The organism is Microbacterium sp., from assembly GCF_047606685.1.
GTDB lineage: Bacteria > Actinomycetota > Actinomycetes > Actinomycetales > Microbacteriaceae > Microbacterium.
In genome coordinates this window covers 1-26,321 of the sequence record NZ_JASGEC010000083.1, presented here as the reverse complement: position 1 = coordinate 26,321, position 26,321 = coordinate 1, and the positions used below count along the sequence as shown (strand labels likewise).

Below are 26,321 nucleotides of genomic sequence, written 5' to 3'. Positions count from 1 at the left end.
GAGTCTGCAATTGAAGACAGGCCGCATGACGCGTGCGGGAGAGCCCCGGCCTCGGCTGGGCACCGAAGGAGCAAGCCTCCCCGCCAATCTCTCAGGTCCGCATACCGCTCGCGCCCGGCCACTCTGGAAAACGCCCGCGCTCGCCGTGGCCGTGCCGAAGGTGAAAGCCCGCCCGGGCGAAGCTCTCAGGCCAATGACAGTGGGGGAGTTCTCGGATGCCGGACCGGCATCCGCCCGACGCCAACGGGAGGAACTCATGACCCGCACCACTTCGCTGCACGCGCGCCACGTCGCGCTCGGCGCCGCGTTCACCGATTTCGGCGGCTGGTCGATGCCGGTGCGCTACACGTCCGACCTCGCCGAGCACCACGCCGTGCGCACCGCCGCCGGGCTCTTCGACATCTCGCACATGGCCGAGTTCGAGGTGGCAGGCGCGGACGCCGCCGCGTTCCTCGACCACGCGCTGGCGGGCTTGGTCTCTGTGATGCGCGTGGGCAAGGCGAAGTACTCGCTCGTGCTCTCCGAGTCCGGCGGCATCGTCGACGACGTCATCGTCTACCGGCTCGCCGAGGACCGGTACCTGGTCGTCGCGAACGCGGGAAATCGGCATGCCGTGGCCGCCGCTTTCCGTGAGCGCGGCGCCGCGTTCGCGGATGCATCCGTCGACGACCTCACCGACCGGTACTCGCTCATTGCGGTGCAGGGCCCCGCCGCCGAGAGCATCCTCGCCGCCACCGACGGCATCGCCGAGGTGAGCGTGCCGTGGGGCGAGCAGGGCTACTACGCGTGGGCGTCCGCGCGCTTCGCGGGCGAGCCGCTGCTGGTCGCCCGCACCGGGTACACCGGAGAGGACGGCTTCGAACTGCTGGTCCGCAATGCCGCGGCAGTGCCGCTGTGGGACGCGCTCCTCGCGGCAGGCGCGCCGTTGGGCCTCGTGCCCGCGGGCCTTGCCGCCCGCGACACACTGCGCCTCGAGGCGGGCATGCCGCTGTACGGGCACGAGCTGTCGCTCGACGTGCAGCCCGCCCAAGCGGGCCTTGGCCGGGTTGCGCCGCTCGCGACCAAGACGGCCGACTTCGTCGGGCGCGCGGCACTGGAGGCGGGCCCTCCCGCGGGCGCTCCGGTGCTCGTCGGCCTCGTCGGCGAGGGGCGCCGCGCGGGCCGCGCGGGCTACGCCGTGCTCGACGCCGACGGCGCGCGCGTGGGCGAGATCACCAGCGGCGCCCTCAGCCCCACGCTCGGGCGCCCCGTCGCGATGGCCTTCGTCGCACCGGCCGTCGCCGCGCCGGGCGCAGAGCTTTCCATCGACGTGCGGGGAACCCGCATCCCCGCGACCGTGACCGCCCTGCCCTTCTACCGGAGGAAGAAATGACCGATCTGAACAGCCTCAAGTACACCGCCGAGCACGAGTGGGTCGCGCTCGGCCCGTCGACGGGCGAGGGGACCGTCGTGGCCACCATCGGCATCACCGACTACGCAGCCGACAAGCTGGGCGACGTCGTCTACGTCGACCTGCCGGCTGCCGGCGCCGCCGTTGTGGCGAACGACGTGTGCGGAGAGATCGAGTCGACCAAGTCGGTCGGCGAGCTCTACGCCCCGCTGGACGGCACCGTCGTCGAGGTCAACGACGCCGCGGTCGACGACCCGTCGCTCGTGAACGCCGACCCGTTCGGCGACGGATGGCTGCTCAAGCTCGCCGTCGCCGCGGGCGCTGCCGAGGCGCTGCTCGATCGCGACGCGTACGTGGCGCTCACCGGCGGCGACGCGTGACCTCGTTCGCCCGTCGCCACATCGGCACGGACTCCGCGGCCCAGCGCGCGATGCTGGATGTCGTGGGCTACGACAGCGTGGACGCGCTCGTCGAGGCGGCGGTGCCGGCATCCATCCACTACTCGGCCCCTGAGCCTGTCGAAGGGCGCGATTCCTCCCGCATCCCGCCCGCCGCCACCGAGGCGGAGGCGCTCGCCGGGCTGCGCGAGCTCGCCGCGCAGAACAGGCTGGCTCGGCCCATGATCGGCCTCGGCTACTACGACACGCTCACGCCGGCGGTGATCGCGCGCAACGTGCTCGAGAACCCGTCGTGGTACACCGCGTACACGCCGTACCAGCCCGAGATCTCGCAAGGCCGGCTGGAGGCGCTCATCAACTTCCAGACGATGGTGGCAGAGCTCACCGGGCTGTCCACGGCCAACGCGTCGATGCTCGACGAGTCCACGGCGGTGGTGGAGGGGATGCTGCTGGCCCGCCGCGCGTCGAAGTCCGCCTCCAACGTGTTCGTGGTCGACGTCGACGCGCTGCCGCAGACCAAGGCGCTGCTGCACGCGCGGGCGACGGCGGTCGGCATCCGCATTGTCGAGCTCTCGCTGGCGCGGCTCTCTGCGGCCCCTGAGCCTGCTCCGGCCCCTGAGCCTGTCGAAGGGCCGGAGACCTCCGGCATCCCCGAGTGCTTCGGCGCCTTCATCCAGTACCCCGGCGCGTCGGGCCGGGTGTGGGATCCGGCCGAGACCATCGCCGCGGTCCACGAGCACGGCGGACTCGCCGTCGTCGCCGCCGACCTCCTCGCGCTCACGCTGCTGCGCTCGCCGGGCTCGCTCGGCGCCGACGTCGCCGTCGGCACGACGCAGCGCTTCGGCGTTCCGCTCGGCTTCGGCGGGCCGCACGCGGGCTACCTGGCGGTGCGCGCGGGGCTCGAGCGCCAGCTGCCGGGCCGGCTCGTGGGAGTGTCGCAGGATGCCGCGGGCAAGCCCGCGTACCGCCTCGCGCTGCAGACCCGCGAGCAGCACATCCGTCGCGAGAAGGCGACGTCGAACATCTGCACCGCCCAAGTGCTGCTGGCCGTCATGGCGGCGATGTACGCCGTGTACCACGGGCCCGACGGGCTGCGCGCGATCGCGGCCGAGGTCGCGCGCAAGGCCGAGGCGCTGGCCGCGCTCCTGCGCGCGCGGGGGCTGAGCCTCGTGTCGGACTCGTTCTTCGACACCCTCCGCGTGGTGGCGCCGGGGCGGTCGCGCGCTGTCATCGAGCGCGCGCGGTCGCGCGGGTACCAGCTCGCGTGGATCGACGACGCGACGGTCGGCGTGTCGGTGGACGAGACCACGACGGCGGCCGACCTCGCCGCGGTGGCGTGGGCGTTCGGCCCTTCGGCAGGCTCAGGGCAAGCGGCAGGCTCAGGGCAAGCGGCAGGCTCAGGGCAAGCGGCAGGCTCAGGGCAAGCGGCAGGCTCGAGGGGAGCCACCGCGGATGTCGGCGAGCCCGGCGGCATCCCGTTCTCCGACGCCACCCCGCTCGCCGGCGTGCCCGAGCAGCTGCGCCGAGACGGCGGGTACCTCACGCATCCCGTCTTCTCCGAGCACCGCAGCGAGACGGCGATGATGCGCTACCTCAAGCGCCTCGCCGACAAGGACTACGCGCTCGATCGCGGCATGATCCCGCTCGGGTCGTGCACGATGAAGCTCAACGCCGCGGCCGAGATGGCGGCGGTGTCGTGGCCGGAGTTCTCGCGCGTGCACCCGTTCGCGCCCGAGGAGGACGTGCGCGGCTACCTCGCGATGATCGAGCAGCTGGAGTCGTGGCTGGCCGAGGTCACGGGCTACGACGCGGTCTCGCTGCAGCCGAACGCGGGCTCGCAGGGCGAGTTGGCCGGGCTGCTGGCGATCCGCGGGTACCACGAGGCCAACGGCGAGGCGGAGCGTACCGTGTGCCTCATCCCGTCGTCGGCGCACGGCACCAATGCCGCCTCGGCGGTGCTGGCCGGCATGCGGGTCGTGGTCGTCGCGTGCGACGAGGCCGGAAACGTCGACCTCGACGACCTGCGGGCGAAGATCGCCCAGCACGCGGGGTCGCTGGCGGCGCTGATGATCACCTACCCGTCCACGCACGGCGTCTACGAGCAGGACGTCGTCGAGATCGCGCAGGCCGTGCACGACGCGGGCGGGCAGGTGTACGTGGATGGCGCGAACCTCAACGCGCTGCTCGGCTTCGCGCGCTTCGGCGACCTGGGCGGCGACGTGTCGCACTTGAACCTGCACAAGACGTTCGCGATCCCGCACGGCGGCGGCGGGCCGGGCGTGGGCCCGGTGGCGGCGAAGGCGCATCTGGCGCCGTACCTTCCGTCGCATCCGCTCGCGCAGCGCCGCGAGCACGCCGGCGGCTTCGTGTTCGAGGGCGGGCCGGTCTCGGCGGCGGCGCACGGCTCGGCCGGCATCCTGCCGATCTCGTGGGCGTACGTGCGCATGATGGGCGCCGCCGGACTGCGGGATGCCACGGCGGCGGCGGTGCTGTCGGCCAACTACATCGCCGCGCGGCTGCGCGGGCACTTCCCGGTGCTGTACGCGGGGGCGGGCGGGCTCGTGGCGCACGAGTGCATCCTCGATCTCCGGCCGTTGCGCGAGGAGACGGGCATCACCGTCGACGACGTCGCCAAGCGGCTGGTCGACTACGGGTTCCACGCGCCGACGATGTCGTTCCCGGTCGCGGGCACGCTCATGGTCGAGCCGACCGAGTCGGAGGATCTTGCCGAGATCGAGCGCTTCATCGAGGCGATGATCGCCATCCACGCCGAGGCGCGGCGGGTCGCCGCGGGGGAGTGGCCGCAGGGCGACAACCCGCTCGTGAACGCCCCGCACACGGCGGAGTCGATCGCGGTCGCCGAGTGGCGGCATCCCTACTCCCGCGAGGAGGCGGTCTTCCCGGTGCGCTCGCTGGTCTCGGCGAAGTACTGGCCCCCGGTGCGCCGCATCGACCAGGCCTTCGGCGACCGCAACCTGGTGTGCGCCTGCCCTCCGCCCGCGGCCTTCGCCTGACCCGCCCGGCGCCCCGCCCCGGTGCCGAGAGAACACGTGGTCGCCGAGGGGTAGGGAACCTCCCTACCCCTCGGCGGTCAGGTGTTCTCTCGCGGTGGCGGTGGCGGTGGCGGTGGCGGGACGTGAGCGGACAGGGCGCGCTTGAGCGAGAAGAGCTGCGGAGTGTTCTCCGCAGCGACCACCGGTAGGCCAGCGCCCACCAGGATGGCTCGGAGCGGCCGGAACCGGGTTGCCTCCCACCAGCCCCAATGGGTGACAGAGCGCACGTGCTCGCGAAGACGGATGTCGCGTCGACTCTGCTTGCGCAGGATCGACGACGGGTCGCCGAACCGACCGTCGTACTTCAGTTGGCCGTCTGCCTCCCCCGCGATGCCGGTCTGTCGCAGCGGACTGCCCGGGTTGCGCCACAGGAGATCCACGCGATCCTCCTCGCCCGATTCCGCGCGGAACGCGACCTGCAGTTCCGGTGGCGGAAAGCCGAGCCACCCGGTCACCGCGCGGCTGATCGACTCCAGCGCTGTCTCGGCCAGCGGGGTCGAGTGAGACAGCGGCCAGCGCGCGATGTCTCGTCCACGGCTGCTGGAGCGCGCTTCGTTTGCCGCCACCAGAACGTCTGGGCGGAGTGCGGAGTTGACTCGCAGGGCCGCGTCGGCGACAGCGAGCCCGATCGCGTTGTGGCGATGCCGAGCCGTGTCGACTGCCGTGTCCAGCGGTGATGTGAGCAGGAGCCCGTCGGCCTCGACGATCGTCCGATCGGCAGCGCTGCGGTGCGTGCGCACGCCGGCCACGTGCCGTGACGCGCCGGAACGGGGCACGAGCACATGCACCGTGACGGGGTCGCCGAAGATCGGGAGCCCCGACAAGACGGCGGCGGACTCGAGGCAGAACACCGCGTCAGGATGGTGCAGCGCTACCGCATGGACTCGGCACAGATAGCGATCCCAGGGCGCGAGGTCGTCCCACATGCGAGTCGATGCGTAGACGCCGTGGCGAACCCGCACGAGCGAGCCATGCGCGAGCCCGCGCTCGGGATGGGGCAGGTCGTGGTGCCGGAGCAAGGGGAGGGGGCACCGCCGGAGGACGACATCGTGTGCGAGCTGCATCCACACACCTTGACGGATGCCGGGGGCACACGGACGCGGATGCGCCGCATCCGTGGATAGTTCGTTCGCCACCCCGCCTGTGCAGGAACACCCGCCCCGCCGACCCGCCCGCCTCACCCGGCACGCCGAGAGAACACCTGGTCGCCGAAGAATAGGGAACATCCCTACCCCTCGGCGACCAGGTGTTCTCTCGCGGGCGTGCCGATGGCGGCGGAGGGGGAGTGCCGGGGTCAGGAGGGCGGGGCGAACACGCCGGGCCACAGCGACGCGGCGAGCGGGTACCCCACGAACGCCACCACGTCCAGCAGCGCGTGCGCTGCCACGAGCGGCATCACCCGCCCCCAGCGCCGGAAGCACCAGCCCATCACGACGCCCATCACGGCGTTGCCGAGAATCGACCCGACACCCTGGTACGCGTGGTACACGCCGCGCAGCGCGGCGGTCGACAGGATGATCGCCCACGGCCCCCACCCCAGCTGCCGCAAGCGCGTGAAGAGGTAGCCGACCATGACGACCTCCTCCAGCAGCGCCGCCCGCAGCGCGCTGAGCACGAGCAGCGGCACGGTGTACCAGGCCGCGTCGAGAGGAGAAGCGACGACCGCCACCGTGAACCCGAGCGCGCGGCCTGCCGCGTACAGGCCGAGGCCCGGGATGCCGATGGCCGCCGCGATCAGCAGCCCACGGCCGACGTCGCGCCCGAAGCCGGCGACGTCGAGCCCGATCCGCCGGAACGGGCTGGCCTCGGATTCCCACAGCAGGTAGAGCACCATGCCGACCAGCGCCAGCGCGAACGCGATGTCGAGGAGCTGGTACAGCGCGTCCCAGAACGCCTGGTCCGCCAGCGTGGGATTGAGCTGCGTCTGCTGGTCGCCGAGCGCCTGGCCCTGCTGCGCCGCCTTGATGAGGGACCGCACGAGCGACAGCAGGGAGTAGATCGCGTACTGTCCGACGCTGATCGCCAGCACCAGGGCGATCTCCCACCACAGGCGGGATCGACGTTCTCCCGAGGCAACCAACACCACGTCAGAATGACACACCCACATCAGATCGAGTTAAGGATGTGTAACGTTTCCGACGGTTGTTTGACCGGGGCTATGGACTTACCTATCGTTTCCGATATCCGCGACCCGGCCGTGTTCGGCATGGGCGCACAATATCCCAGGAGGAGACATGGCAGTGATTCGCTCGCGTGGAAAGCGGGTCGTCTCGGCGATCGCGCTTGCCAGCGTTGCAGCACTCGCGTTCTCAGGCTGCACCACAGCCCCGCAGGACGACAATGATGACGACTCGACGGGTGGCACCATCACGATTGCCACGACGAACGCGTTCACCTCGTTCAACGGCGACACTCCGGACGGAAACCTCGACACCAACGGCATGGTGGGCTATCTGACGGGCGTCAGCGGTGGCCTCGGCCTCGGCGGCTTCCTCCGGTTGAACAGCGACTTCAGCATCCTCAAGAACGAGGACTTCGGCACGTACGAGAAGGTCTCGGACGACCCGCTCACCGTGCGCTACACCCTCAAAGAGGGACTGAAGTGGTCGGACGGCGAGCCCATCACCGCTGATGACATGCTCGTGAACTGGGTCATCAACTCCGGCTACTTCGACGACGCGGTCATCGACCCCGCCACGGGCGAGGCCACCAACGGCGGCACGCAGTACTTCACTCTCGCCGGCTCCACGGCGGGTCTGGACACCACCGACTTCCCCGAGATCAGCGACGACAACTTGTCGTTGACGATCACCTACGCCGAGCCCTTTGTGGACTGGGAGCTGGTGAACCTGATGGGCAAGCCGGCCCACGTTCTGGCCGAGAAGGCCGGTGTCTCGCTCGAAGAGCTCATCGACACGATCAAGAAGCTGCCAAAGGGCGACCCCGACAATCCCGTCAAGGCGAATTCCACGCTGAAGGCGGTCGCGGACTTCTGGAACAAGGGCTATGACGTGACGGAGATGCCCACCGACGAGAGCTTGCTCGTGGACTGCGGTCCGTTCGTTGTGTCGCAGTTCACCCCGGAGTCGTCGATCACCCTCGTGAAGAACCCGGAGTACCAGGGCTCTCTCGAGCCCAAGTACGACCAGTTGATCATCCGATTCATCGGAGACGCGAGCGCACAGGTCACGGCCCTGCAAAACGGCGAGGTGAACGCGATCTACCCCCAGCCAGACGCCAACACGCTGACAGCGTTGGAGAAGGCGAACGCCGTGCTGCACACCGGCGACCAGGTGTCGTACGACCACCTGGATCTCAACTTCACCGGCCCCTTCAAGGACGCCGATGTGCGCGAGGCCTTCTTGAAGACGGTTCCGCGCCAGCAGATTCTCGAGTCGATCATCACGCCGATCAACCCCGAGGCGAGCGTGCTCAACTCGGAGATCTTCTTGCCCACCGACGAGGAGTACGCGGACGCGGTCGCCGCCAGCGGGTACGACGCGTTTGAGGAGCCCGACATCGACGGCGCCAAGGCGCTGCTTGACGGGAAGACTCCGACAGTGAGAATTCTGTACAACACCGAGAACCCGAACCGTGTGGACAGCTTCCAAGCGATCAAGCAGTCGGCCGAGAAGGCGGGCTTCAAGATCAAGGATGCCGGCTCCAAGGACTGGGGATCGTTGCTGGGCAGCGGCAGCTACGACGCCTCGATCTTCGGCTGGATCTCGCCGGGTGCGGGCAATGCCTCGCTTCCGCAGATCTTCAAGACGAACGGTGGCGGCAACTACAACGGCTACAGCAATGCGGAGGTCGACAAGCTCGTCGACGAGAGCCAGGTCACCCTGGATCCCGCGCGGCTGAGCGAGATCAAGATCGAGATCGACGCTGCGACGGCGAAGGACTTCTACGGTCTGCCGCTGTTCCAGCTGCCGGGTCTGTTCGCGGACAACGGTTCGATCAAGGGAGTCTCCCACTTCGGCGGCCAGAGCGGCATCGTGTGGAACGCGCAAGAGTGGACCATCGCCGAATAGTCGCCGCACGGTGACGCTCGGCTGATCCCTCGACGAGGCGTCGGTGCCGGAGACGGCTCCGACGCCTCGTCGGCAAGCGGACGCTGACGCTACTCTGGCCTCAGTGCAGGCCGTGCGCGACAGCACGGACAAGGGAGCTCCCGAATGGTCGGATTCATCCTCAGGCGCATCGTCGTCTCGGTACTCGTCCTCCTCGCCGCGTCTTTCATCATGTACATGCTGGCCGCCAACGCCGGCGACCCGCTTCAGGATCTGCGCGGCAGCAACGCGCCCAACCGAGACGAGCTCATTGCGGCGCGGGTGCGGGCGCTCGATCTCGACGTGCCGCCCGTCCTGCGCTACTTCTTGTGGTTGGGCGGCGCCGCGCAGTGTCTCGTGCCCGTGGTCGGCAAGTGCGACTTGGGGTCGACGATCTCGAACGCGCTGGTCACCGACATCCTGCCCACGGCCATGATGTCCACGCTCCAACTGGTCACGGTCTCCCTCGTCGTCGCGATCGTGCTGGGCGTGGCAGTCGGCATCGTCACCGCACTGCGCCAATACAGCGGATTCGACTTCACGGTCACGTTCATCAGCTTCTTCCTCTACTCACTGCCCTCCTTCCTCGTGGCGGTCATCCTCAAGGAGTTCATGGCGCTGGGCTTCAACGACTTCCTCCAGTCGAAGACATCCATCCCGCTCCTGGCGATCGTTGTGATCTCCGCGCTCAGCGCGATCACATGGCAGGCGGTGGTCGGCGGCGCCGCCAAACGCCGGTTTGCCGTGGCGGGCGTGTCGGGCGTGGCCACCGCCGCGCTGCTGTTCTACTTCAACGTCACCGACTGGTTCCGAAACCCCGGACTCGGGCCGGTGGGCCTGTTCCTGTTCATCGTGGGCACCGTGATCATCACCACGGCGCTGGTGGCGGGGCTGGAGAACCGCCGTGCGCTCATCGTCGCCGGCATCAACGGCGCCCTCGGCTACCTCTGCTACTTCCTGCTGCAGGGGCTGTTCGACATCTCCTCGCTGGGCACGTTGATGATCCTCGGAGTGGTCGCCCTCGCCGTGGGCCTGGTCATCGGCGCGCTGCTGGGTGGGCCGGACCGCGGCCAGGCTATGCAGATCGGGGCCATCGTCGCCGTGCTCTCGGGTGCGTACGTCGTGCTTGACCGCTTCATGCAGGCGTGGCCGAGGTACACCGACTCGTCGCGAATCCGCGGACGCCCGATCGCGACAGTCGGCGCGAACACGCCCGGATTCACGGGCGATGTGTGGCTGACCGGGATCGACTTGTTCACCCACCTGCTGCTGCCCACGGTGGCGTTGTTGCTGATCTCGTTCGCGGGCTACACGCGCTACGCGCGCTCCGGCCTGCTCGAAGTGATGGGGCAGGACTACATCCGCACCGCGCGCGCGAAAGGGCTGTCCGAGCGCACCGTGGTCATGCGCCACGCGCTGCGCAACATGCTGATCCCCATCGCCACGCTGGTGGCCACCGACGTGGGCGCGCTGCTCGGCGGCGCGGTGATCACCGAGAACGTGTTCGCCATCAGCGGTATGGGACGGCTCTTCGTCTCGTCGTTGATGCGGGTGGATGTCAATCCGATCATGGGGTACTTCCTCGTGATCGCGATCACCGCGATCCTGTTCAACTTCCTGGCGGACCTTGCCTACGCCGCCCTCGACCCGAGAGTGAGGGTGGTGGCATGACTGGCGTCAATCCAGGTGGCCCCGAGGAACTCCCGGCGACCTCGCAGCTGATGCCTGACGCCGTGGCGTCAGGCGGCGCACCCGCCCCCGTGCCGGACCAGACGGTCGGTGTCAGCCAGGGCAGGCTCATCCTGCGGCGCTTCCTCGCGAACAAGGTCGCCGTCGTTTCCGGCATCCTCTTTGTGCTGATCGTCGTCTTCTCCGTGTCCGCGGTGGGCCTTGGGCCGATCCCCGGGTGGTGGAAGCACGATTACACCGAGCTCAACCGGCAGCTCAACGGCGGAGCGCCGACTCTCTCGGTGCTTCCCGAGTGGCTGGGCGGCACGGGGATGTCGATGGGAGAGCATCCGTTCGGGCAGAACCGCATCGGCATCGACTATTTCGCGATGACAATGCGCGGAATTCAGAACTCCGTGCTGGTGATGCTGGTGATCGGCTTGGTGGGAACGGTCATCGGCACCGTGGTCGGCGCGATTGCTGGCTACTATCGCGGCGTTGTGGACGCGATCCTGATGCGCATCACCGACGTGTTCATTGTGATCCCGGCGATCGTCATCGGTGCTGTCGTCGGCCGTACGACAGGCGGCATGGGCGTGCTGCCGCTTGCCCTGTTCCTCGCGCTGGTGTCGTGGATGGTGATCGCGCGGCTCGTGCGAGCGGAGTTCCTCTCGTTGCGTGAGCGGGAGTTCGTCGAAGCGGCGCGCGTGGCAGGCGCCAGCGACGCGCGGATCATCTTCAAGCACATCCTGCCCAACGCGATCGGCGTGGTGATCGTTGCGGCGACGCTCCTCGCCGCGGCGGCGATCCTGCTGGAGACAGCTCTGAGCTACCTGCGGCTGGGTGTCCACGCGCCTGACGTGTCGCTCGGCCTCATCATCTCCGACAACCAGTCGGCGTTCCAGACTCGGCCGTGGCTGTTCTGGTGGCCGGCCACTTTCATCGTGCTGCTGGCGCTGCTGGTGAACTTCGTCGGCGACGGGTTGCGCGATGCGTTCGATCCGCGGCAGAAGCGATTCTCGCGCCGCCGCACGAAAGAACAGGCGCCGTGATGGCTGTTCGCTCGCGCTCACACCGACAGGACGGCCACCGTGATCGCCGCCGCACCGAGGGTGATCGCGGCGATCTCGGCCACTCGCGGGCGCACGCCCACCGGGGTGACGTCCGCGACCCCGGCCTCGATGCGGCCGGCGTCGCGCAGGTGTTCCCAGCGCTCGCGCACGAGCCGCGCGGCGCTTCCCGAATCCGTCGAGGGCAGCTCGCCGGGATGCAATCCATCGCTGGCGAGGTCGCGCACGCGCCACCTTTCGGCGCGCGCCGCTCGGTGCGCGGCCAGTTGGCCCGGTGCCGGAGCGGCGGTCGCGCGGATGTGCCGCCCCGGAACGTGCAGTGTGAGCGCGTAGCGGGTGTCGACGTGGATGAGCGCCGCCCAGGGCACGTGGTGCACGAGCAGGACGTTCGCAACGTCGACGCCTTCGTCGTCGATCGTGATATGAGGCGACCACAGCAGTGCCCACACCAGGGCCGCAGCACCCGAGGCGCCGAGGGGGACGCTCAGCAGCACGGGCGTGACACCGGGGGTGAGCAGCGCGCCGACGGCGGCCGCACCCAAAACCGCCCAGGCCACGATGCTGAGCACGCGATTGAACCTCGAGCGGAATGTTGTCGGGGCCACGCCGCCATTCTTCCATCGGAGGGCCCGCTCGCCGCAGAATCAAGCCGGGAAGGACCCCGCCATGAGCGTTCGCGCTGACCAGACTGCACCGGCGTTGGAGTTGACCGACCTCAGTGTGGATTTTGCTGTCGACGATGTGTGGGTGCCCGCCGCCAAGCATTTGAGCTACCGCATCGATCGAGGACAGGTCGTCGCGGTGGTCGGCGAGTCGGGCTCGGGCAAGTCGGCGAGCTCGATGGCGATCCTCGACCTGCTGCCGCGCAACAGTCGAGTGCGAGGGAGCATCAAGGTCAACGGCCGAGAGGTTGTGGGTTTGAGTCCGCGTCTGCTGCGCCAGCTTCGCGGGCCCCAGGTCGCCGCCATCTTCCAAGAGCCGATGACGGCGCTGAACCCGGTCTTGACCGTCGGCTTCCAGATTGTGGAGGCGATTCGCGCTCACACGGGCAAGAGCCCGAGTGAGGCGAAGTCGCGCGCACTGGAGCTGCTCGGGATGGTCGAGCTTCCCGACCCGGCAAAGGCCTTCGCGTCTTACCCGCATCAGTTGTCGGGCGGCCAACGTCAACGCGCCATGATTGCCCAGTCGATCAGCCTGGATCCGGCGCTGCTCATCGCCGACGAGCCGACCACCGCGCTCGATGTCACGGTGCAGGCCGAGATTCTCGATCTTCTGCGCGACCTTCGAGACCGCCTCGACTCGGCGGTGCTGCTCATCACCCACGACATGGGGGTGGTGGCCGACCTCGCCGACTGGATCGTCGTGATGAAAGACGGCGAGATCGTCGAACAGGGCGATGTGTCGCAAGTGATCGGCGACCCGCGCGCCGCGTACACGCGCGAGCTGCTAGCGGCCGTGCCGAGGCTGGGGGAGGGAAGCGAGAGCGATGAGACCGTGGATGTCGTGCAAGCGCTTGCCCAGGTGGTGGACGAGGAGGCGGTCGTCGACCGAGACGAGCCGCCGGCAGCCGCCTCGCCGGTCGAGTCTCCCGTGTTGACATTGGACAACGTGTCGATCGACTACGGCAAACACGGGCGCGTTCCCGCGTTCCGCGCCGTGCACGACGTGTCCCTGCAGATCGCCGAGGGTGAGATCCTTGGGCTGGTCGGCGAGTCGGGCTCGGGCAAATCGACGATCGGCCGTGCCGCTATCGGACTGCAACCCATCGCCGAGGGCCGACTCATCGTGGACGGCATCGACATCAGCCGCGGCGATCGCCGGGTGGTGAAGTCGCTGCGGCGCAAGGTGGGCATCGTCTTCCAGGACCCGTCGTCGTCGCTGAACCCCCGCCTTCCCATCGGCGAGAGCATCGGAGAGCCGATTCTGCTGGCAGGCGAGGCGAAAGGCGCAGCGCTTGACAAGCGTGTCGAGGCCCTTCTCGATGAGGTGCGCTTGCCGCGTTCGTACCGCAACCGGTATCCGCACGAGCTCTCTGGCGGCCAGAAGCAGCGCGTCGGCATCGCGCGGGCGCTGGGGCTCCAGCCGCGCTTGCTTGTCGCCGATGAGCCCACGAGCGCGCTCGACGTGTCTGTGCAGGCTCGCGTGCTGGAGTTGCTGAGCGAACTGCAGCGGGAGCACCGCTTCGCGTGCCTTTTCATCAGCCACGACCTCGCAGTGGTCGACGCGATGGCTCACCGGATCGTCGTGCTCCACCGTGGCGCCATCGCCGAACAGGGCACGCGAGATGAAATTCTCCGCACGCCGCGCGAGGCGTACACGCAGAGGCTCATCGCCGCCATCCCCGTGCCGGATCCCGCCGAGCAGGCGCTGCGCCGTTCGCTGCGCCAGCAGATGACCGACGCGTCCTGAACCGTTCCGGGCCGCCTCCTCGCTGCGCAGGAGGAGACGCCCGTGCCCGCCCGGTAGAATGGGCTGGCCCCGGCTCCGGGGCGCATCCCCTCTCTGGCAAGGAACCCTCATGGCGCGCGCCCTCCGCTCCGACCTGCGCAATGTCGCGATCGTGGCCCATGTCGACCACGGAAAGACGACGCTGGTCGACGCCATGCTGCGCCAGACCGGCTCGTTCGGCGAGCACGCGCACGTGGAAGACCGCGCGATGGACTCGAACGACCTCGAGCGCGAGAAGGGCATCACGATCCTCGCCAAGAACACGGCGATCATCTACGACGGCGCGCACACCGACGAGCCCGTGACGATCAACGTGATCGACACGCCCGGCCACGCCGACTTCGGCGGCGAAGTGGAGCGCGGCCTGTCGATGGTCGACGGCGTGGTGCTGTTGGTGGATGCCTCGGAGGGCCCGTTGCCGCAGACGCGCTTCGTGCTGCGCAAGGCGCTGGAGGCGAAGCTGCCCGTCATCCTGCTCGTGAACAAGACCGACCGGCCCGACGCCCGCATCGCGGAGGTCGAGGAGGAGAGCCACGACCTGCTGCTGGGGCTCGCGTCCGACCTGCACGACGACGTGCCCGACCTCGACGTCGACGCGCTGCTGGACGTGCCGGTGGTGTACGCGTCGGGGCGCGCGGGCGCGGCATCCCGAAACCGTCCCGCCGGCGGGACGCTCCCCGACAACGCCGATCTCGAGCCGCTGTTCCAGGCGATCCTCGAGCATGTTCCCGCTCCGGCATATGACGACGAGGCGCCCCTGCAGGCCTGGGTGACGAACCTCGACTCGTCGCCGTTCCTCGGCCGGCTCGCGCTGTTGCGCGTCTTCAACGGCACGCTCAAGAAGGGCCAGACCGTCGCGTGGGTGCGCCACGACGGGTCGGTGACGAGCGCGCGGGTGACCGAGCTGCTGAAGACCCGCGCGCTGGAGCGGTACCCGGCCGACAGCGCCGCCGCCGGCGACATCGTCGCGATCGCCGGCATCGGCGAGATCACGATCGGCGAGACGATCGCCGACCCCGAGGACGTGCGCCCGCTGCCGGCCATCCACGTCGACGACCCCGCCATCTCGATGACGATCGGCACGAACACCTCGCCCTTGGTCGGCAAGGTGAAGGGCCACAAGCTCACCGCCCGCATGGTGAAGGACCGGCTCGACCGCGAGCTCGTCGGCAACGTGTCGCTGCGCGTCGTCGACATCGGCCGGCCCGACGCGTGGGAGGTGCAGGGCCGCGGCGAGCTCGCGCTCGCGGTGCTCGTCGAGAACATGCGCCGCGAGGGGTTCGAGCTCACCGTCGGAAAGCCGCAGGTCGTGACCCGGCGCGGCGATCACGGACAGGTGCAGGAGCCGTTCGAGCACCTCACGATCGACGCGCCCGAAGAGCACCTCGGCGCCATCACGCAGCTCATGGCGGCGCGCAAGGGCCGCATGGAGACGATGACCAACCACGGCACCGGCTGGGTGCGGATGGAGTTCGTCGTGCCCTCGCGCGGGCTCATCGGGTTCCGCACCGAGTTCTTGTCGGTGACGCGCGGCACGGGCATCGCGAACGCGATCTCGCACGGCTACGGCGACTGGGCGGGGCACATCGTCGCGCGCTCGTCCGGCTCGATCGTCGCCGACCGCGCGGGAGTGGCCACGCCATTCGCGATGATGGCGCTGCAAGAGCGCATGAGCTTTTTCGTGCAGCCCACGGAAGAGGTGTACGAGGGCATGGTCGTCGGCGAGAACACGCGCGCCGACGACATGGACGTGAACATCACGAAGGAGAAGAAGCTCACCAACATGCGCTCGTCGACGGCCGACGAGCTCGAGCGGCTGACGCCGCCGCGGCAGCTGTCGCTGGAGGAGAGCCTGGAGTTCGCGCGCGACGACGAGTGCGTCGAGGTGACGCCCGAGAAGGTGCGCATCCGCAAGGTGGTGCTGGACCAGACCGAGCGCGCCCGCGCGACGGCGCGCCTCAAGCGCCAGGACGCGAACGCCTGACCGCCCCCCTGACGCCGAGAGAACACCTGGTCGCCGAGGGGTAGGGAACCTCCCTGCCTTTCGGCGACCAGGTGTTCTCTCGCGGGATCGGGGGTGGGTAGGCTCTAGCCGGTGAGCAGCGCGATCGACCCCGTTGCCGATGGGCGCCGCGCCGCCCGCTCGGGCATCGGGGTCGCGGTCGCCACGAGCGCGTACGGCGTCTCGTTCGGCGCACTGTCGGTGGCCGCGGGCCTGGACGTGTGGCAGACGTGCGTGCTGAGCCTCGTGATGTTCACCGGCGGCTCGCAGTTCGCATTCGTCGGCGTCGTCGGCGCAGGGGGCCTCGCCGCCGCGCCGGCCGCCATCGCCTCGGCGGCGCTGCTGGGCGTGCGCAACATCGCGTACGGCATGCGGATGTCGCAGGTGGTCGGCGCGGGGCTGTGGCGGCGGGCCGCGGCATCCCACTTCACGATCGACGAGTCCACCGCGGTCTCGCTCGCCCAGACAACGCCGCGCGGGCGCACGCTCGGCTTCTGGGTGACCGGCATCGCCATCTACCTCGGCTGGAACCTCACCACCCTGGCGGGCGCCCTGCTCGGGGACGTGCTGGGCGAGCCGAAGGCGTACGGATTGGATGCCGCCGCGGCGGCGGCGTTCCTCGCTCTGCTGTGGCCGCGCCTGCGGCGCCGGCAGCCCATCGCGGTCGGCGTGGCCGCCGCGGTCGTCGCGACGATGCTCACACCCGTGCTCATGCCGGGACTGCCCGTGCTGATCGCCGCGCTCGTGGCCATCGTCGTCGGCTGGTTCGACGGGTTCGGCACCGCCCTTCGACAGGCTGAGGGGCCGGCGTCGTGACTCTGTGGAACGCGGTGCTCGTGGCATCCATCATCTGCGTCGCCCTCAAGACCCTCGGGTACCTCGTGCCGCCGGCCGCCCTCGAGGCGCCGCGCCCGGCGCGCATCGCCGACCTGCTCACGGTCGCGCTGCTTGCCGCACTGGTCGCGGTGCAGACCCTCGGCGTCGGCCAGGCGGTCGTGGTCGACGCCCGCGTGCCCGCGCTGCTCGTCGCCGCGGGGCTGCTGGTGGCGCGCGCCCCGTTCCTGGTCGTCGTGGCGGCAGCGGCCGCGGTCGCCGCCGTGCTGCGCCTGTGGGGCTGGGCGGCCTGACGCGCGGCGCACCGGCCGCAGCAAGCGTGCCGAGCGCAGGAAGCGTGCCGGCCGCAGCAAGCGTGCCGGCCGCAGCAAGCGTGCCGAGCGCAGGAGCGGAGCACGCTGGTGGATCCTGCGCCGGGCACATCCCCTCCGCTCGGCACAGCCGGGCTCGGGCTGCGACTCCCCGAAATAGACTGGCCTCGTGGGCTTGAGCGCAGCACGGGTGGCGACATGGGCGATCGCGGTGTTCGTCGGCGCCGTGTACGGCGTCGCGGGCACGATCGCGCACGCGTACCGGCTCGGCGTGCTGCCGGTGGGCCTGCTGTTGGCCTTCGTCGGCGCGGGAGCGCTGCTGGTGGCGATCCGCTCCCTCACCGCCGACCGCTGGGCGACTCTCGCCGCCGGGGCGGGCCTGGTTGCGGCGGTCCTCGTCTTCAGCGGACGAGGGCCGGGCGGCTCGGTCATCGTGCCGGACGGCGAGCTGGACATGCTCGGACCGGTCAACCTCGGCATCGTGTGGACGATTGCCGCTCCGCTGCTGGTGGCAGCCGTGATCGTGTGGCCCGCGCGGCGGCGCGCGCTCGCCTCGGCCGCTGACTGACCGCCGTAGACTTGACGGGTGACGTATGTGATCGCCCTGCCCTGCGTGGATGTGAAGGATCGCGCGTGCATAGACGAGTGCCCGGTCGACTGCATCTACGAGGGCGAGCGGTCTCTCTACATCCACCCGGACGAGTGCGTCGACTGCGGCGCGTGCGAGCCGGTGTGCCCCGTCGAGGCGATCTTCTACGAGGACGACCTGCCTGACCAGTGGCAGGATTACTACCGCGCGAACGTCGAGTTCTTCGAGGATGTCGGCTCGCCCGGCGGCGCGGCCAAGGTCGGCGTCATCCACAAAGACCACCCGGTCATCGCCGGGCTCCCGCCGCAGGAGCACTGACATGGGAGTCGCCGACCTCGACGACTATCCGTGGGACTCGATGGCTCCGTTCGCGCAGCGCGCGCGCCGGCATCCCGACGGCATCGTGGACCTGTCGATCGGCTCGCCGGTCGACCCGACGCCGGCCGTCGTGCGCGACGCGCTCGCCGCGGCGACCGACGCGCACGCGTACCCGCAGACGGTCGGCACGCCGGCGCTGCGCGACGCGATCGCCGCGTGGTTCGACCGGCGCCGGGGCGTGCCGGGGCTCGGGCGCGACCACGTGCTGCCGACGATCGGCTCGAAAGAGCTCGTGGCGCTGCTGCCCACGCTGCTCGGCCTCGGCCCCGGCGACGTCGTCGTGCACCCGCGCGCCGCGTATCCGACGTACGAGGTGGGCGCGCGCGTGGCCGGAGCCGTTCCGGTGGCCTGCGACGACCCGGGCGAATGGCCGGATGCCACGCGGCTGGTGTGGCTGAACTCGCCGGGCAACCCCGACGGGCGGGTGTGGGATGCCGCAGCCCTGCGCGCGGCGCGCGAGCGCGCCCGGCAGCTCGGCGCGGTCCTGGCCGGAGACGAGTGCTACGCCGAGCTCGGCTGGGAGGCGCCATGGGACGCCCAGCCGATCCCGTCGGTGCTCGACCCGCGCGTGACCGGCGGCGAGCTCTCCGGCATCCTGTCGGTCTACTCGCTCAGCAAGCAGTCGAACCTCGCCGGCTACCGCGCCGCGTTCGTCGCCGGCGATCCCGCGCTCATCGCGCGCCTGCTCACCGCCCGCAAGCACCTCGGGCTCATGCCGCCCGGCCCCGTGCAGGCCGCGATGGCCGCCGCCCTCGGCGACGACGCGCACGTGGAAGCCCAGCGCGAGCGGTACCGCTCGCGCCGGGCGGTGCTCAAGCCCGCGCTCGAGGCGGCGGGGTTCCGCATCGAGCACAGCGAGGCGGGCCTGTACCTGTGGGCGACGGAGGGCCGCGACGCGTGGGAGAGCATCGGCCGGCTCGCCGATCTCGGCATCCTCGCCGGCCCGGGGGTCTTCTACGGCCCGCACTTCCCGCGGCACGTGCGGCTCTCGCTCACCGCCAGCGACGAGCGCGTCGCGGCCGCGGCGCGTCGCCTGCGCGGCGAACCGGCGCCGGCGGAGGTCGTGTCCGCGACCCCGTCGCGCGGCAGCTAGGCTGTAGAAGCGGTTGCACCCGGCATCCCGCCCGCGACCGCTGCGGCACGGGCGCACGCGCGCGCCGCGCGACACCCCCGAACTTCGCGAGGAGGCGCCGTGAGCGACGCGGGAACGCAGCGCAAGGCCACGCTTCACATCGGCGACCGGGTCGCGGAGCTGCCGATCCACCAGGGCGCCGAGGGCACGCCGGCGATCGACATCTCGACGCTGACGCGCCAGACCGGCCATCACGCGCTCGACTACGGCTTCGTCAACACGGCGGCCGTGCGCTCGGCAATCACCTACATCGACGGCGACCAGGGCATCCTGCGCTACCGCGGCTACCCGATCGAGCAGCTCGCGAAGAACTCGACGTACCTGGAGACCGCGTGGCTGCTGATCTACGGCGAGCTGCCCACCCCTGACGAGCTAGCGGAGTTCGACCTCAGCATCCGGCACCACACCCTGCTGCACGAAGACCTCAAGCGGTTCTTCCAGGGGCTTCCGCACACGGCGCACCCAATGTCGGTGCTGTCGTCTGCCACCGCGGCGCTGTCGACCTACTACGAGCACCAGTCCGACCCGCACAACCCCGAACACGTGCGGCTGAACACCATCCGCATGCTCGCGAAGCTGCCGGTGATCGCCGCGTACGCGCACAAGAAGACCATCGGCCAGGCGATGCTCTACCCCGACAACTCGCTCGGCTTCGTCGACAACTTCCTCAAGCTCAACTTCGGGGTGCTCAGCGAGCTGTACGAGATCAACCCGGTGATGTCGCGCGCGCTCGAGCGGCTGCTGATCCTGCACGAGGACCACGAGCAGAACGCGTCGACCTCGACGGTGCGGCTGGTCGGCTCCACCGGGGCCAACCAGTTCTCGTCGATCTCGGCGGGCATCAACGCGCTGTACGGCCCGCTGCACGGCGGCGCCAACGAGGCGGTGCTCGAGATGCTCTCGCGTATCCGCGACTCGGGCGAGAGCGTGCAGCGCTTCGTCGAGCGCGTGAAGAACAAGGAAGACGGTGTGAAGCTCATGGGCTTCGGGCACCGCGTGTACAAGAACTACGATCCACGCGCGCGCCTGGTCAAGGAGTCCGCCGACGAGGTGCTGCGCGAGCTCGGCGTGCACGACCCGCTCCTGGACCTCGCGCAGGAGCTCGAGCACACCGCGCTGGAGGACGACTACTTCAAAGAGCGCCGGCTCTACCCGAACGTCGACTTCTACACCGGCGTCATCTACAAGGCGATGGGCTTCCCGACGCGCATGTTCACGGTGCTGTTCGCGATCGGGCGGCTGCCGGGCTGGCTCGCGCACTGGCACGAGATGCAAAACGACCCGCAGACCAAGATCGGCCGTCCGCAGCAGCTCTACATCGGCTCGCCCGAGCGCCCCTACCCCGGCACCGCCTGATCGGAGGCGCCGGCGCAGCGCCGCGGCGCCAGCTCACTCGGCGGCTTCTGCAGCCGCCTCCTCCTGCTTGCGCTGCGCCTTGGCCGCCTTGCGCGCGGCGTACTCGGCCTCCAGCTGGCGCGCGACGTCGGGCACCTGGCCGCTCTCGTCCCGCGGCGGCCGTTCGTAGCCCTTCGAGGCCGGGCGCGTCGGGATCACCACCGGCTCGCGCTCGACCGGCTGGTACGGCACGCGCGACAGCAAGTGCGAGATCATGTTGATCCGGCCGCGGCGCTTGTCCTCGTTGTCGATCTCGAACCAGCGGGCCTCGGGGATGTCGGTGTGCACGAGCATCGTGTCCTTGGCCCGCGAGTAGTCCTCCCACTTCGTGATCGACAGCACGTCGTTCGGGCTCAGCTTCCACCGGCGCATCGGGTCTTGGTTGCGCGAGTTGAAGCGGTTCTCCTGCTCGATGTCCGACACGCTGAACCAGTACTTGAGGAGGATGATGCCGTCTTCCACCAGCATCCGCTCGAAGATCGGGGCCTGGTGGAGGAAGCGGTGGTATTGCTCGTTCGTGCAGTAGCCCATCACGTGCTCGACGCCCGCGCGGTTGTACCACGACCGGTCGAAGAGCACGATCTCGCCGGCCGAGGGCAACTGTGACACGTAGCGCTGGAAGTACCACCGGGTCTGGTCGCGCTGGCTCGGCGTGGGAAGGGCCACGACGCGGGTGATGCGGGGGTTGAGGTACTCCTGGATGCGCTTGATCGTCGAGCCCTTGCCCGCGGCGTCCCGCCCCTCGAACAGGACGACGATGCGCGCTCCGGTCTCGTGCACCCAGGCCTGCAGGTCGACCAGCTGCGCCTGCAGCTTCTTCAGTTCGCTCTCGTACAGCTTCTTCGGCATCCGGTCGACCACATTGTCCTCCTGGTGTAGGCGTTTTCCGCCGACTCTAGCGGGTCTCGCGCTACGTGTGCAGGGTCTGGTTGAGCTGGATGCCGGCGCCTGATCGGCGGATTGCCTCCACCGCGCCGGTGAGCGAATGGCGGCGGAACAGGATGCCGTCGGCGCCGGAGAGCTCGAGCGCCTTGACCGCGGGGCGCGATCCGTCCGCGCGCGCCGGCTCGTCGGCGAGCACGACTTTCGTCCCGCCGGTGACGTACAGGCCCGCCTCGACCACGCAGTCGTCGCCGAGGGAGATCCCGATGCCGGCGTTGGCGCCCAGCAGTGTGCGCGCTCCGATCGACACGCGGTGCGTGCCGCCGCCGGAGAGGGTGCCCATGATCGACGCGCCGCCGCCGATGTCGCTGCCGTCGCCGACCACCACGCCCTGCGAGATGCGCCCCTCCACCATCGAGGCGCCCAGGGTGCCCGCGTTGAAGTTGACGAACCCCTCGTGCATGACGGTCGTGCCGGGGGAGAGGTAGGCGCCCAGCCGCACGCGGCTCGCGTCGGCGATGCGCACGCCGGGCGGTGTGACGTAGTCGAGCAGCCGCGGGAACTTGTCCAGGCTCTGGGCCTGGATGCCGTCGCGCAGCAGTTCGGGCCGCAGGCGGGTGAAATCGTCGGGATGCATCGGCCCGGCGTTGGTCCACACCACGGCGGGCAGGTGGGCGAAGACGCCGTCGAGGTTCACCTCGCCCGGGCGGGCCAGGCGGTGCGAGAGGGCGTGCAGGCGCAAATACGCGTCGGGGGTCGACGCCGGGGCGGCATCCAGGTCCGCCTCGATCGTCACGACGTCGACATCGACGGCGCGGCGCGGGTCGGGCGCCGCGAAGCGCTCCACGCGCTGGGGCGCCGTGTCGGGGCCCATCCCCAGCGGCAGTCGGCCGAGCTCGGGCTCGGGGAACCACGCGTCCAGGATCGTGCCGTCGTGCGCGGAGGTCGCCAGCCCGACGCCGCGCACCCATCTCTCGTCAGCCATGGCATCCAGGCTATCCGCCGACACGGCTCCTCCTCGGCCACCGCGAGAGCCGCAGCGCGCGCGGTGCGCGGCGGCTCAGGCCGTAGAATCGAGGGATGCCGGCGCTCGACCTGTCTGCCTCCTCGATAGACATCACCCGGGCCATCTGCGACATCCCGAGCGAGTCCGGCGACGAGTCCGTGCTCGCCGACCTCATCCACGACGCGGTGGCAGAGCTCCCGCACCTGGACGTCTTCCGCGACGGCGACACGATCGTGGCGCGCACGCACGGCGGCCGCGCGCAGCGTGTCGCCATTGCCGGCCACATCGACACCGTGCCGATCAACGGCAACGTGCCCACGCGCGATGTCGACGTCGACGGGGAGCCGTTCCTGTGGGGGCGCGGAACCGTCGACATGAAAGCGGGTGTCGCGGTGCAGCTGAAGCTCGCGGCCGAGCTCGTCGACCCTCGCGTCGACCTCACGTGGATGTGGTACGACCACGAGGAGGTGGACGCGGAGCTCAACGGCCTCGCGCGGCTCGCGGCGCACCGCCCCGACCTGTTCGCGGCAGACTTCGCGATCCTGGGCGAGCCGACGGGCGGCGCGGTGGAGGGCGGGTGCAACGGCAACCTGCGCGTGGTGGTGCGCACCCGCGGCGTGCGGGCGCACTCGGCGCGCGCGTGGATGGGCGAGAACGCGATCCACGCGGCGGCGCCGATCCTGACGCGCCTGGCCGAGCACCGCCCGCGCGAGATCGCCGTCGACGGGCTTGTCTACCGGGAGGGGCTCAACGCCGTGCGCGTCAACGCGGGCGTCGCGGGAAACGTCATCCCCGATCTGTGCGAGGTCGAGGTCAACTACCGCTTCGCGCCCAGCCGGTCGGTCGACGAGGCGCGCGCGCACGTGCGCTCGGTGTTCGACGGGTTCGAGATCGAGGTCGTCGACGTCGCCGCCGGCGCTCGGCCGGGGCTCGACGCGCCGTTGGCGCAGGAGTTCCTCGCCGCCGTGGGGGCGGTGCCGCGCCCGAAGTACGGGTGGACGGATGTCGCGCGCTTCAGTGCGATGGGCGTGCCCGCCGTGAACTACGGCCCCGGCGACCCGTCGCTGGCCCACCACGACGAGGAACGGGTCGCACTCGCGCAGATCGAGGATGTCGAGCGGGGCCTGCGCGCGTGGCTGACGGCGTCCTGACGCGAGCGGATCCGCCGTCCGGCGCGCGGGAGTCGTGGCGGGGGCTGCCGATCTCGCTGCGGATCGGCATCCTTTACCTGCTGTGCCGGGTCGTCACGTCGGTGTTCTTCCTCGTGGCCGCGGAGTTGTCCGGCCCCACGTCGCGCTTCGGCGCGAAGCCCAGCATCGGCGACTTCGCCATCGGCTGGGACGCGCAGTGGTACTGGTATGTCGCGGTCAACGGATACCCGAGCGAGCTGCCGCTCACCGAGGCCGGGCAGGTCGCCGAGAATCAGTGGGCGTTCATGCCCGTGTACGCCTACCTGGCGCAGGTGCTCGGCCTGCCGTTCCACTCGTGGGGCGCCGCCGCGGTGCTCATCTCGCTGATCGCGGGCTATTTCGCCTGCCTCGTGCTGTACCGCCTGCTGCGGCTTCGCCTCGACGAGGTGGCGGCGACGTGGGCGGTGCTGTTCTTCGCCTCCGCGCCGCTGGCCGCGCTGTTCCAGATCGGCTACGCGGAGTCGCTCTTCCTGCTGCTGCTGTTCCTGTCGCTGAACGCGGTGATGCGCCGGAAGTACGGGTGGCTTTACCTCCTGCTGCCGCTCATGGGGTACACGCGGCCCGGCGTGCTCGCCTTCGCGCTCTTGCTCGGGCTGCACGGCATCCAGCGCTGGCTCGCCCGCGCGCGCGACCCGCTGCCGCGGCGGCACGTCGCGCACATCGTCGCGCTCGGCGCGCTGGCGGTCGCGGTCGGGTTCTCGTGGCAGGCGGTGGCGGCGGTGGCCACCGGCGACCCGTCGGCCTACCTCGAGACCGAGCTGGCGTGGCGGCGGAACTGGCTGCCGCAGCCGGTGGCGCACTTCGTGCCGCTGGAGGGCTTCATCGAAGCGGCCGCGTTCTGGTTCCAGTCGTGGGGGCTGGGGGCGGTGACCGGCAAGATCGCCCTCGCGCTGGCCGTCGCAGCGGTCGCTGCGCTGTTGGTGTTCGACCGGCGGGTGCGCGCGCTCGGACCGGAGATCCGGCTCTGGTCGGCCAGCTATCTCGTGTACCTGCTGCTGGTGTTCTTCCCGCAGTCGAGCGTGTTCCGATTGCTGGTGCCGCTGTCGCCGCTGTGGGGGGCCGCTGCCGTCCCGCGATCGCTTTCATGGCGGCTGAGTGTGCTGGGCGCGTGCCTGCTCGGACAGTGGTGGTGGATCTACAACATGTACGCCCTCGGGAACACGTACTGGCAGATTCCCTGACCCGCCCGTTTTCATCGCGTTGCCGCCGGGACGGTAGACTGGGGCGGCAGACCCCGACGAAAGGAAGCCGCGATGGCAGCCATGAAGCCGAGAACCGGAGACGGGCCGATGGAGGCCGTGAAGGAGGGGCGACTGATCATCGTGCGCGTGCCGCTGGAAGGCGGCGGGCGACTGGTCGTCTCGGTCAACGACGCCGAGGCCAAAGAACTCCACGACGCTCTCGGCGCGGTGGTGAGCGCCGCTTAGCGACGATTTCTCGAACGCGGTTCGGCCGGGCCTCGAGCCCGGCCGAACCGCGTTCGCGCGTGTGGTCAGCGCGGGTCGACGACGGTCGTCAACTGCAGGAGGCCGTCGTCGACGGTCGAGAGCGCGCCGACGACGGCCGGCGAGTTCTGGGTCTCCTGGATGAGCGAGCGGTACGCGGTGGTCACGGCGTCGCGTTGCACGGGGTCGGCGACTCTGCCGCCGTGCAGCACGCGCGGAACGAGCACTGTTCCTCCGGGACGCACCAGGCGCAGGCCGTGCTCGACGTACTCGATGACGCTCTCGGGGTCGGCGTCGACCAGCACGATGTCGTAGGACGCCTCGTTCATGCGGGGGAGGACGTCAGCGGCGCGCCCCCTGATGAAACGCGCGCGAGCGGGCGGCACTTTGGCGTCGTGGAAGGCCTGACGGGCGGCGGCGAGGTGCTCCGGCTCGGTGTCGATCGTGGTGAGCACGGCGCGCGGCGCGCCGTGCAGCAGCCACAGCCCGGACACGCCCGCGCCGGAGCCGATCTCCACGATGTTCGCGGCGGCGGTGGCGGCGGCGATGACGGCGCACTGCGCGCCGACCGCGGGGCTGACCGGCTCCGCGCCGAGTTCGAGCGCGTGCGCGCGAGCCCGCGCGATGTGGTCGGGCTCGACGACGGCCTCTTGCGCGAATCGCGCGTTCGCCAGTTGATCGCTCATGTGCGCCTCCGGCACTCAGGCTACGGTCACGCGACGACGTCGAGACGGAGGCGCGACGGTAATCTGAAGGCATGTTCTTCGGCCTCACTCCCGAGAAGCTGCTGCTGATCGGCGTGCTCGCCGCCTTCCTCATCGGACCAGAGCGCCTCCCTCGCTACGCCGAGGCCCTCGCCCGCCTCGTGAAGCGCGGCCAGGAGTTCTTGCGTGGAGCCCAAGGCCGCATGCGCGAGGAGATGGGGCCGGAGTTCGACGACGTCGATTGGCGCAAGCTCGATCCGCGCCAGTACGACCCGCGCCGCATCATCCGCGAGGCGCTGCTCGACGACGCGCCGGTGGCCTCGGCGTCATCCGCGTCGATCGCGGCGGCCACCGTCGCGCCGGGCGGCGCGGGCGCG

General features: G+C 70.1%; 24 protein-coding genes and 1 riboswitch. Of the genes, 18 read left to right on the top strand and 6 right to left on the bottom strand.

The annotated features are described in order from the left end of the window. The first annotated feature begins 25 nt into the window (after window positions 1–25). Window positions 26–117: riboswitch (glycine riboswitch) on the top strand. A 139-nt stretch (window positions 118–256) separates the two neighbouring features. Genes gcvT through gcvPB form a run of 3 tightly spaced genes read left to right on the top strand, consistent with a single transcriptional unit; the run spans window position 257 to window position 4,802 of the window. Then, entirely contained in the window at window positions 257–1,372 is a 1,116-nt protein-coding gene (gene gcvT, locus QM611_RS10000) for a glycine cleavage system aminomethyltransferase GcvT (RefSeq protein ID WP_415079767.1), read from the top strand. Further along, on the top strand, window positions 1,369–1,770 hold the full coding sequence (gcvH, locus tag QM611_RS09995; RefSeq protein ID WP_415079766.1) for a glycine cleavage system protein GcvH: 402 nt from the start codon (window positions 1,369–1,371) through the stop codon (window positions 1,768–1,770). The genes gcvT and gcvH overlap by 4 nt, the downstream gene beginning before the upstream one ends. Window positions 1,771–1,820: 50 nt before the next feature. Continuing rightward, window positions 1,821–4,802 (top strand): aminomethyl-transferring glycine dehydrogenase subunit GcvPB, encoded by a 2,982-nt coding sequence (gcvPB, locus tag QM611_RS09990; protein ID WP_415079851.1) that lies wholly within the window; start codon window positions 1,821–1,823, stop codon window positions 4,800–4,802. Between the two features lie 77 nt (window positions 4,803–4,879). Here gcvPB and QM611_RS09985 read toward each other — a convergent pair whose 3' ends face one another. Together QM611_RS09985 and QM611_RS09980 are read right to left on the bottom strand one after the other, a co-directional pair. Continuing rightward, window positions 4,880–5,905, bottom strand: coding sequence for a hypothetical protein (locus tag QM611_RS09985; protein WP_415079765.1), 1,026 nt, complete (start codon window positions 5,903–5,905; stop codon window positions 4,880–4,882). Between the two features lie 230 nt (window positions 5,906–6,135). Beyond that, window positions 6,136–6,948 carry a CPBP family intramembrane glutamic endopeptidase gene (locus QM611_RS09980; RefSeq protein WP_415079764.1) on the bottom strand — a complete coding sequence of 271 codons (813 nt, stop codon included), beginning with the start codon at window positions 6,946–6,948 and terminating at the stop codon, window positions 6,136–6,138. A 127-nt stretch (window positions 6,949–7,075) separates the two neighbouring features. Between QM611_RS09980 and QM611_RS09975 the strand changes: the two genes are divergently transcribed. The 3 genes from QM611_RS09975 (at window position 7,076) to QM611_RS09965 (ending at window position 11,610) form a co-directional block, all read left to right on the top strand. Beyond that, window positions 7,076–8,872 (top strand): ABC transporter family substrate-binding protein, encoded by a 1,797-nt coding sequence (locus QM611_RS09975; protein ID WP_415079763.1) that lies wholly within the window; start codon window positions 7,076–7,078, stop codon window positions 8,870–8,872. 144 nt (window positions 8,873–9,016) lie between these two features. Further along, the gene (locus tag QM611_RS09970; protein WP_415079762.1) at window positions 9,017–10,561 is read left to right on the top strand and encodes an ABC transporter permease; all 1,545 of its coding nucleotides are present in this window, start codon (window positions 9,017–9,019) and stop codon (window positions 10,559–10,561) included. 50 nt (window positions 10,562–10,611) lie between these two features. Beyond that, a complete protein-coding gene (locus tag QM611_RS09965; protein WP_415079850.1) occupies window positions 10,612–11,610 on the top strand; it encodes an ABC transporter permease in 999 nt (332 codons plus the stop codon). Window positions 11,611–11,627: 17 nt separating this feature from the next. On the opposite strand, the gene QM611_RS09960 is transcribed toward QM611_RS09965, so the two are convergent. After that, window positions 11,628–12,233, bottom strand: a complete 606-nt coding sequence (locus tag QM611_RS09960) for a PH domain-containing protein (RefSeq protein ID WP_415079761.1) — start codon at window positions 12,231–12,233, stop codon at window positions 11,628–11,630. A 61-nt stretch (window positions 12,234–12,294) separates the two neighbouring features. Here QM611_RS09960 and QM611_RS09955 point away from each other — a divergent pair, with 61 nt between their 5' ends. The 8 genes from QM611_RS09955 (at window position 12,295) to QM611_RS09920 (ending at window position 20,678) form a co-directional block, all read left to right on the top strand. Then, a complete protein-coding gene (locus QM611_RS09955; RefSeq protein WP_415079760.1) occupies window positions 12,295–14,037 on the top strand; it encodes a dipeptide ABC transporter ATP-binding protein in 1,743 nt (580 codons plus the stop codon). 109 nt (window positions 14,038–14,146) lie between these two features. Next, window positions 14,147–16,060 (top strand): translational GTPase TypA, encoded by a 1,914-nt coding sequence (gene typA / locus QM611_RS09950; RefSeq protein WP_415079759.1) that lies wholly within the window; start codon window positions 14,147–14,149, stop codon window positions 16,058–16,060. 111 nt (window positions 16,061–16,171) lie between these two features. Further along, on the top strand, window positions 16,172–16,894 hold the full coding sequence (locus QM611_RS09945) for an AzlC family ABC transporter permease (RefSeq protein WP_415079758.1): 723 nt from the start codon (window positions 16,172–16,174) through the stop codon (window positions 16,892–16,894). Next, entirely contained in the window at window positions 16,891–17,205 is a 315-nt protein-coding gene (locus QM611_RS09940) for an AzlD domain-containing protein (RefSeq protein ID WP_415079757.1), read from the top strand. Before QM611_RS09945 ends, QM611_RS09940 begins: the two co-directional genes overlap by 4 nt. A 187-nt stretch (window positions 17,206–17,392) precedes the next feature. Next, window positions 17,393–17,791: a histidinol dehydrogenase gene (locus tag QM611_RS09935; protein ID WP_415079756.1), complete on the top strand. Its 399-nt coding sequence runs from the start codon at window positions 17,393–17,395 to the stop codon at window positions 17,789–17,791. Window positions 17,792–17,809: 18 nt separating this feature from the next. Further along, window positions 17,810–18,130, top strand: a complete 321-nt coding sequence (gene fdxA / locus QM611_RS09930; protein ID WP_415079755.1) for a ferredoxin — start codon at window positions 17,810–17,812, stop codon at window positions 18,128–18,130. 1 nt (window position 18,131) lies between these two features. Then, on the top strand, window positions 18,132–19,283 hold the full coding sequence (dapC, locus tag QM611_RS09925) for a succinyldiaminopimelate transaminase (protein ID WP_415079754.1): 1,152 nt from the start codon (window positions 18,132–18,134) through the stop codon (window positions 19,281–19,283). 99 nt (window positions 19,284–19,382) lie between these two features. Next, window positions 19,383–20,678, top strand: a complete 1,296-nt coding sequence (locus QM611_RS09920; RefSeq protein WP_415079753.1) for a citrate synthase — start codon at window positions 19,383–19,385, stop codon at window positions 20,676–20,678. Between the two features lie 33 nt (window positions 20,679–20,711). Here the strand turns inward: QM611_RS09920 and ppk2 are convergent, their stop codons facing one another. Both ppk2 and dapD read right to left on the bottom strand, forming a co-directional pair. Next, complete coding sequence (gene ppk2 / locus QM611_RS09915) at window positions 20,712–21,566, bottom strand: polyphosphate kinase 2 (protein WP_415079849.1); 855 nt, start codon at window positions 21,564–21,566, stop codon at window positions 20,712–20,714. Window positions 21,567–21,627: 61 nt separating this feature from the next. Further along, window positions 21,628–22,584 carry a 2,3,4,5-tetrahydropyridine-2,6-dicarboxylate N-succinyltransferase gene (gene dapD / locus QM611_RS09910; RefSeq protein ID WP_415079752.1) on the bottom strand — a complete coding sequence of 319 codons (957 nt, stop codon included), beginning with the start codon at window positions 22,582–22,584 and terminating at the stop codon, window positions 21,628–21,630. A 95-nt stretch (window positions 22,585–22,679) separates the two neighbouring features. Between dapD and dapE the strand changes: the two genes are divergently transcribed. From dapE to QM611_RS09895, 3 genes are all read left to right on the top strand, one after another. Further along, on the top strand, window positions 22,680–23,756 hold the full coding sequence (gene dapE / locus QM611_RS09905) for a succinyl-diaminopimelate desuccinylase (RefSeq protein WP_415079751.1): 1,077 nt from the start codon (window positions 22,680–22,682) through the stop codon (window positions 23,754–23,756). Further along, window positions 23,738–24,976 carry a hypothetical protein gene (locus QM611_RS09900; RefSeq protein ID WP_415079750.1) on the top strand — a complete coding sequence of 413 codons (1,239 nt, stop codon included), beginning with the start codon at window positions 23,738–23,740 and terminating at the stop codon, window positions 24,974–24,976. The genes dapE and QM611_RS09900 overlap by 19 nt, the downstream gene beginning before the upstream one ends. A gap of 72 nt (window positions 24,977–25,048) precedes the next feature. Beyond that, window positions 25,049–25,222: a DUF3117 domain-containing protein gene (locus tag QM611_RS09895; protein ID WP_415079749.1), complete on the top strand. Its 174-nt coding sequence runs from the start codon at window positions 25,049–25,051 to the stop codon at window positions 25,220–25,222. Between the two features lie 65 nt (window positions 25,223–25,287). Here QM611_RS09895 and QM611_RS09890 read toward each other — a convergent pair whose 3' ends face one another. Then, window positions 25,288–25,926, bottom strand: a complete 639-nt coding sequence (locus tag QM611_RS09890) for an O-methyltransferase (RefSeq protein ID WP_415079748.1) — start codon at window positions 25,924–25,926, stop codon at window positions 25,288–25,290. Window positions 25,927–25,997: 71 nt separating this feature from the next. Here QM611_RS09890 and QM611_RS09885 point away from each other — a divergent pair. Beyond that, the coding region (locus QM611_RS09885) for a Sec-independent protein translocase TatB (RefSeq protein ID WP_415079747.1) at window positions 25,998–26,321 on the top strand (324 nt) is incomplete at its 3' end.

What these genes read in the sequence shown, in the direction of transcription:
- gcvT (WP_415079767.1), top strand. Translation starts at nt 257, where the DNA reads ATGACCCGCACCACTTCGCTGCACGCGCGCCACGTCGCGCTCGGCGCC.
- gcvH (WP_415079766.1), top strand. Translation starts at nt 1,369, where the DNA reads ATGACCGATCTGAACAGCCTCAAGTACACCGCCGAGCACGAGTGGGTC.
- gcvPB (WP_415079851.1), top strand. Translation starts at nt 1,821, where the DNA reads ATGCTGGATGTCGTGGGCTACGACAGCGTGGACGCGCTCGTCGAGGCG.
- QM611_RS09985 (WP_415079765.1), bottom strand. Translation starts at nt 5,905, where the DNA reads ATGCAGCTCGCACACGATGTCGTCCTCCGGCGGTGCCCCCTCCCCTTG.
- QM611_RS09980 (WP_415079764.1), bottom strand. Translation starts at nt 6,948, where the DNA reads ATGTGGGTGTGTCATTCTGACGTGGTGTTGGTTGCCTCGGGAGAACGT.
- QM611_RS09975 (WP_415079763.1), top strand. Translation starts at nt 7,076, where the DNA reads ATGGCAGTGATTCGCTCGCGTGGAAAGCGGGTCGTCTCGGCGATCGCG.
- QM611_RS09970 (WP_415079762.1), top strand. Translation starts at nt 9,017, where the DNA reads ATGGTCGGATTCATCCTCAGGCGCATCGTCGTCTCGGTACTCGTCCTC.
- QM611_RS09965 (WP_415079850.1), top strand. Translation starts at nt 10,612, where the DNA reads ATGCCTGACGCCGTGGCGTCAGGCGGCGCACCCGCCCCCGTGCCGGAC.
- QM611_RS09955 (WP_415079760.1), top strand. Translation starts at nt 12,295, where the DNA reads ATGAGCGTTCGCGCTGACCAGACTGCACCGGCGTTGGAGTTGACCGAC.
- typA (WP_415079759.1), top strand. Translation starts at nt 14,147, where the DNA reads ATGGCGCGCGCCCTCCGCTCCGACCTGCGCAATGTCGCGATCGTGGCC.
- dapC (WP_415079754.1), top strand. Translation starts at nt 18,132, where the DNA reads ATGGGAGTCGCCGACCTCGACGACTATCCGTGGGACTCGATGGCTCCG.
- ppk2 (WP_415079849.1), bottom strand. Translation starts at nt 21,566, where the DNA reads ATGCCGAAGAAGCTGTACGAGAGCGAACTGAAGAAGCTGCAGGCGCAG.
- dapD (WP_415079752.1), bottom strand. Translation starts at nt 22,584, where the DNA reads ATGGCTGACGAGAGATGGGTGCGCGGCGTCGGGCTGGCGACCTCCGCG.
- dapE (WP_415079751.1), top strand. Translation starts at nt 22,680, where the DNA reads ATGCCGGCGCTCGACCTGTCTGCCTCCTCGATAGACATCACCCGGGCC.
- QM611_RS09895 (WP_415079749.1), top strand. Translation starts at nt 25,049, where the DNA reads ATGGCAGCCATGAAGCCGAGAACCGGAGACGGGCCGATGGAGGCCGTG.
- QM611_RS09890 (WP_415079748.1), bottom strand. Translation starts at nt 25,926, where the DNA reads ATGAGCGATCAACTGGCGAACGCGCGATTCGCGCAAGAGGCCGTCGTC.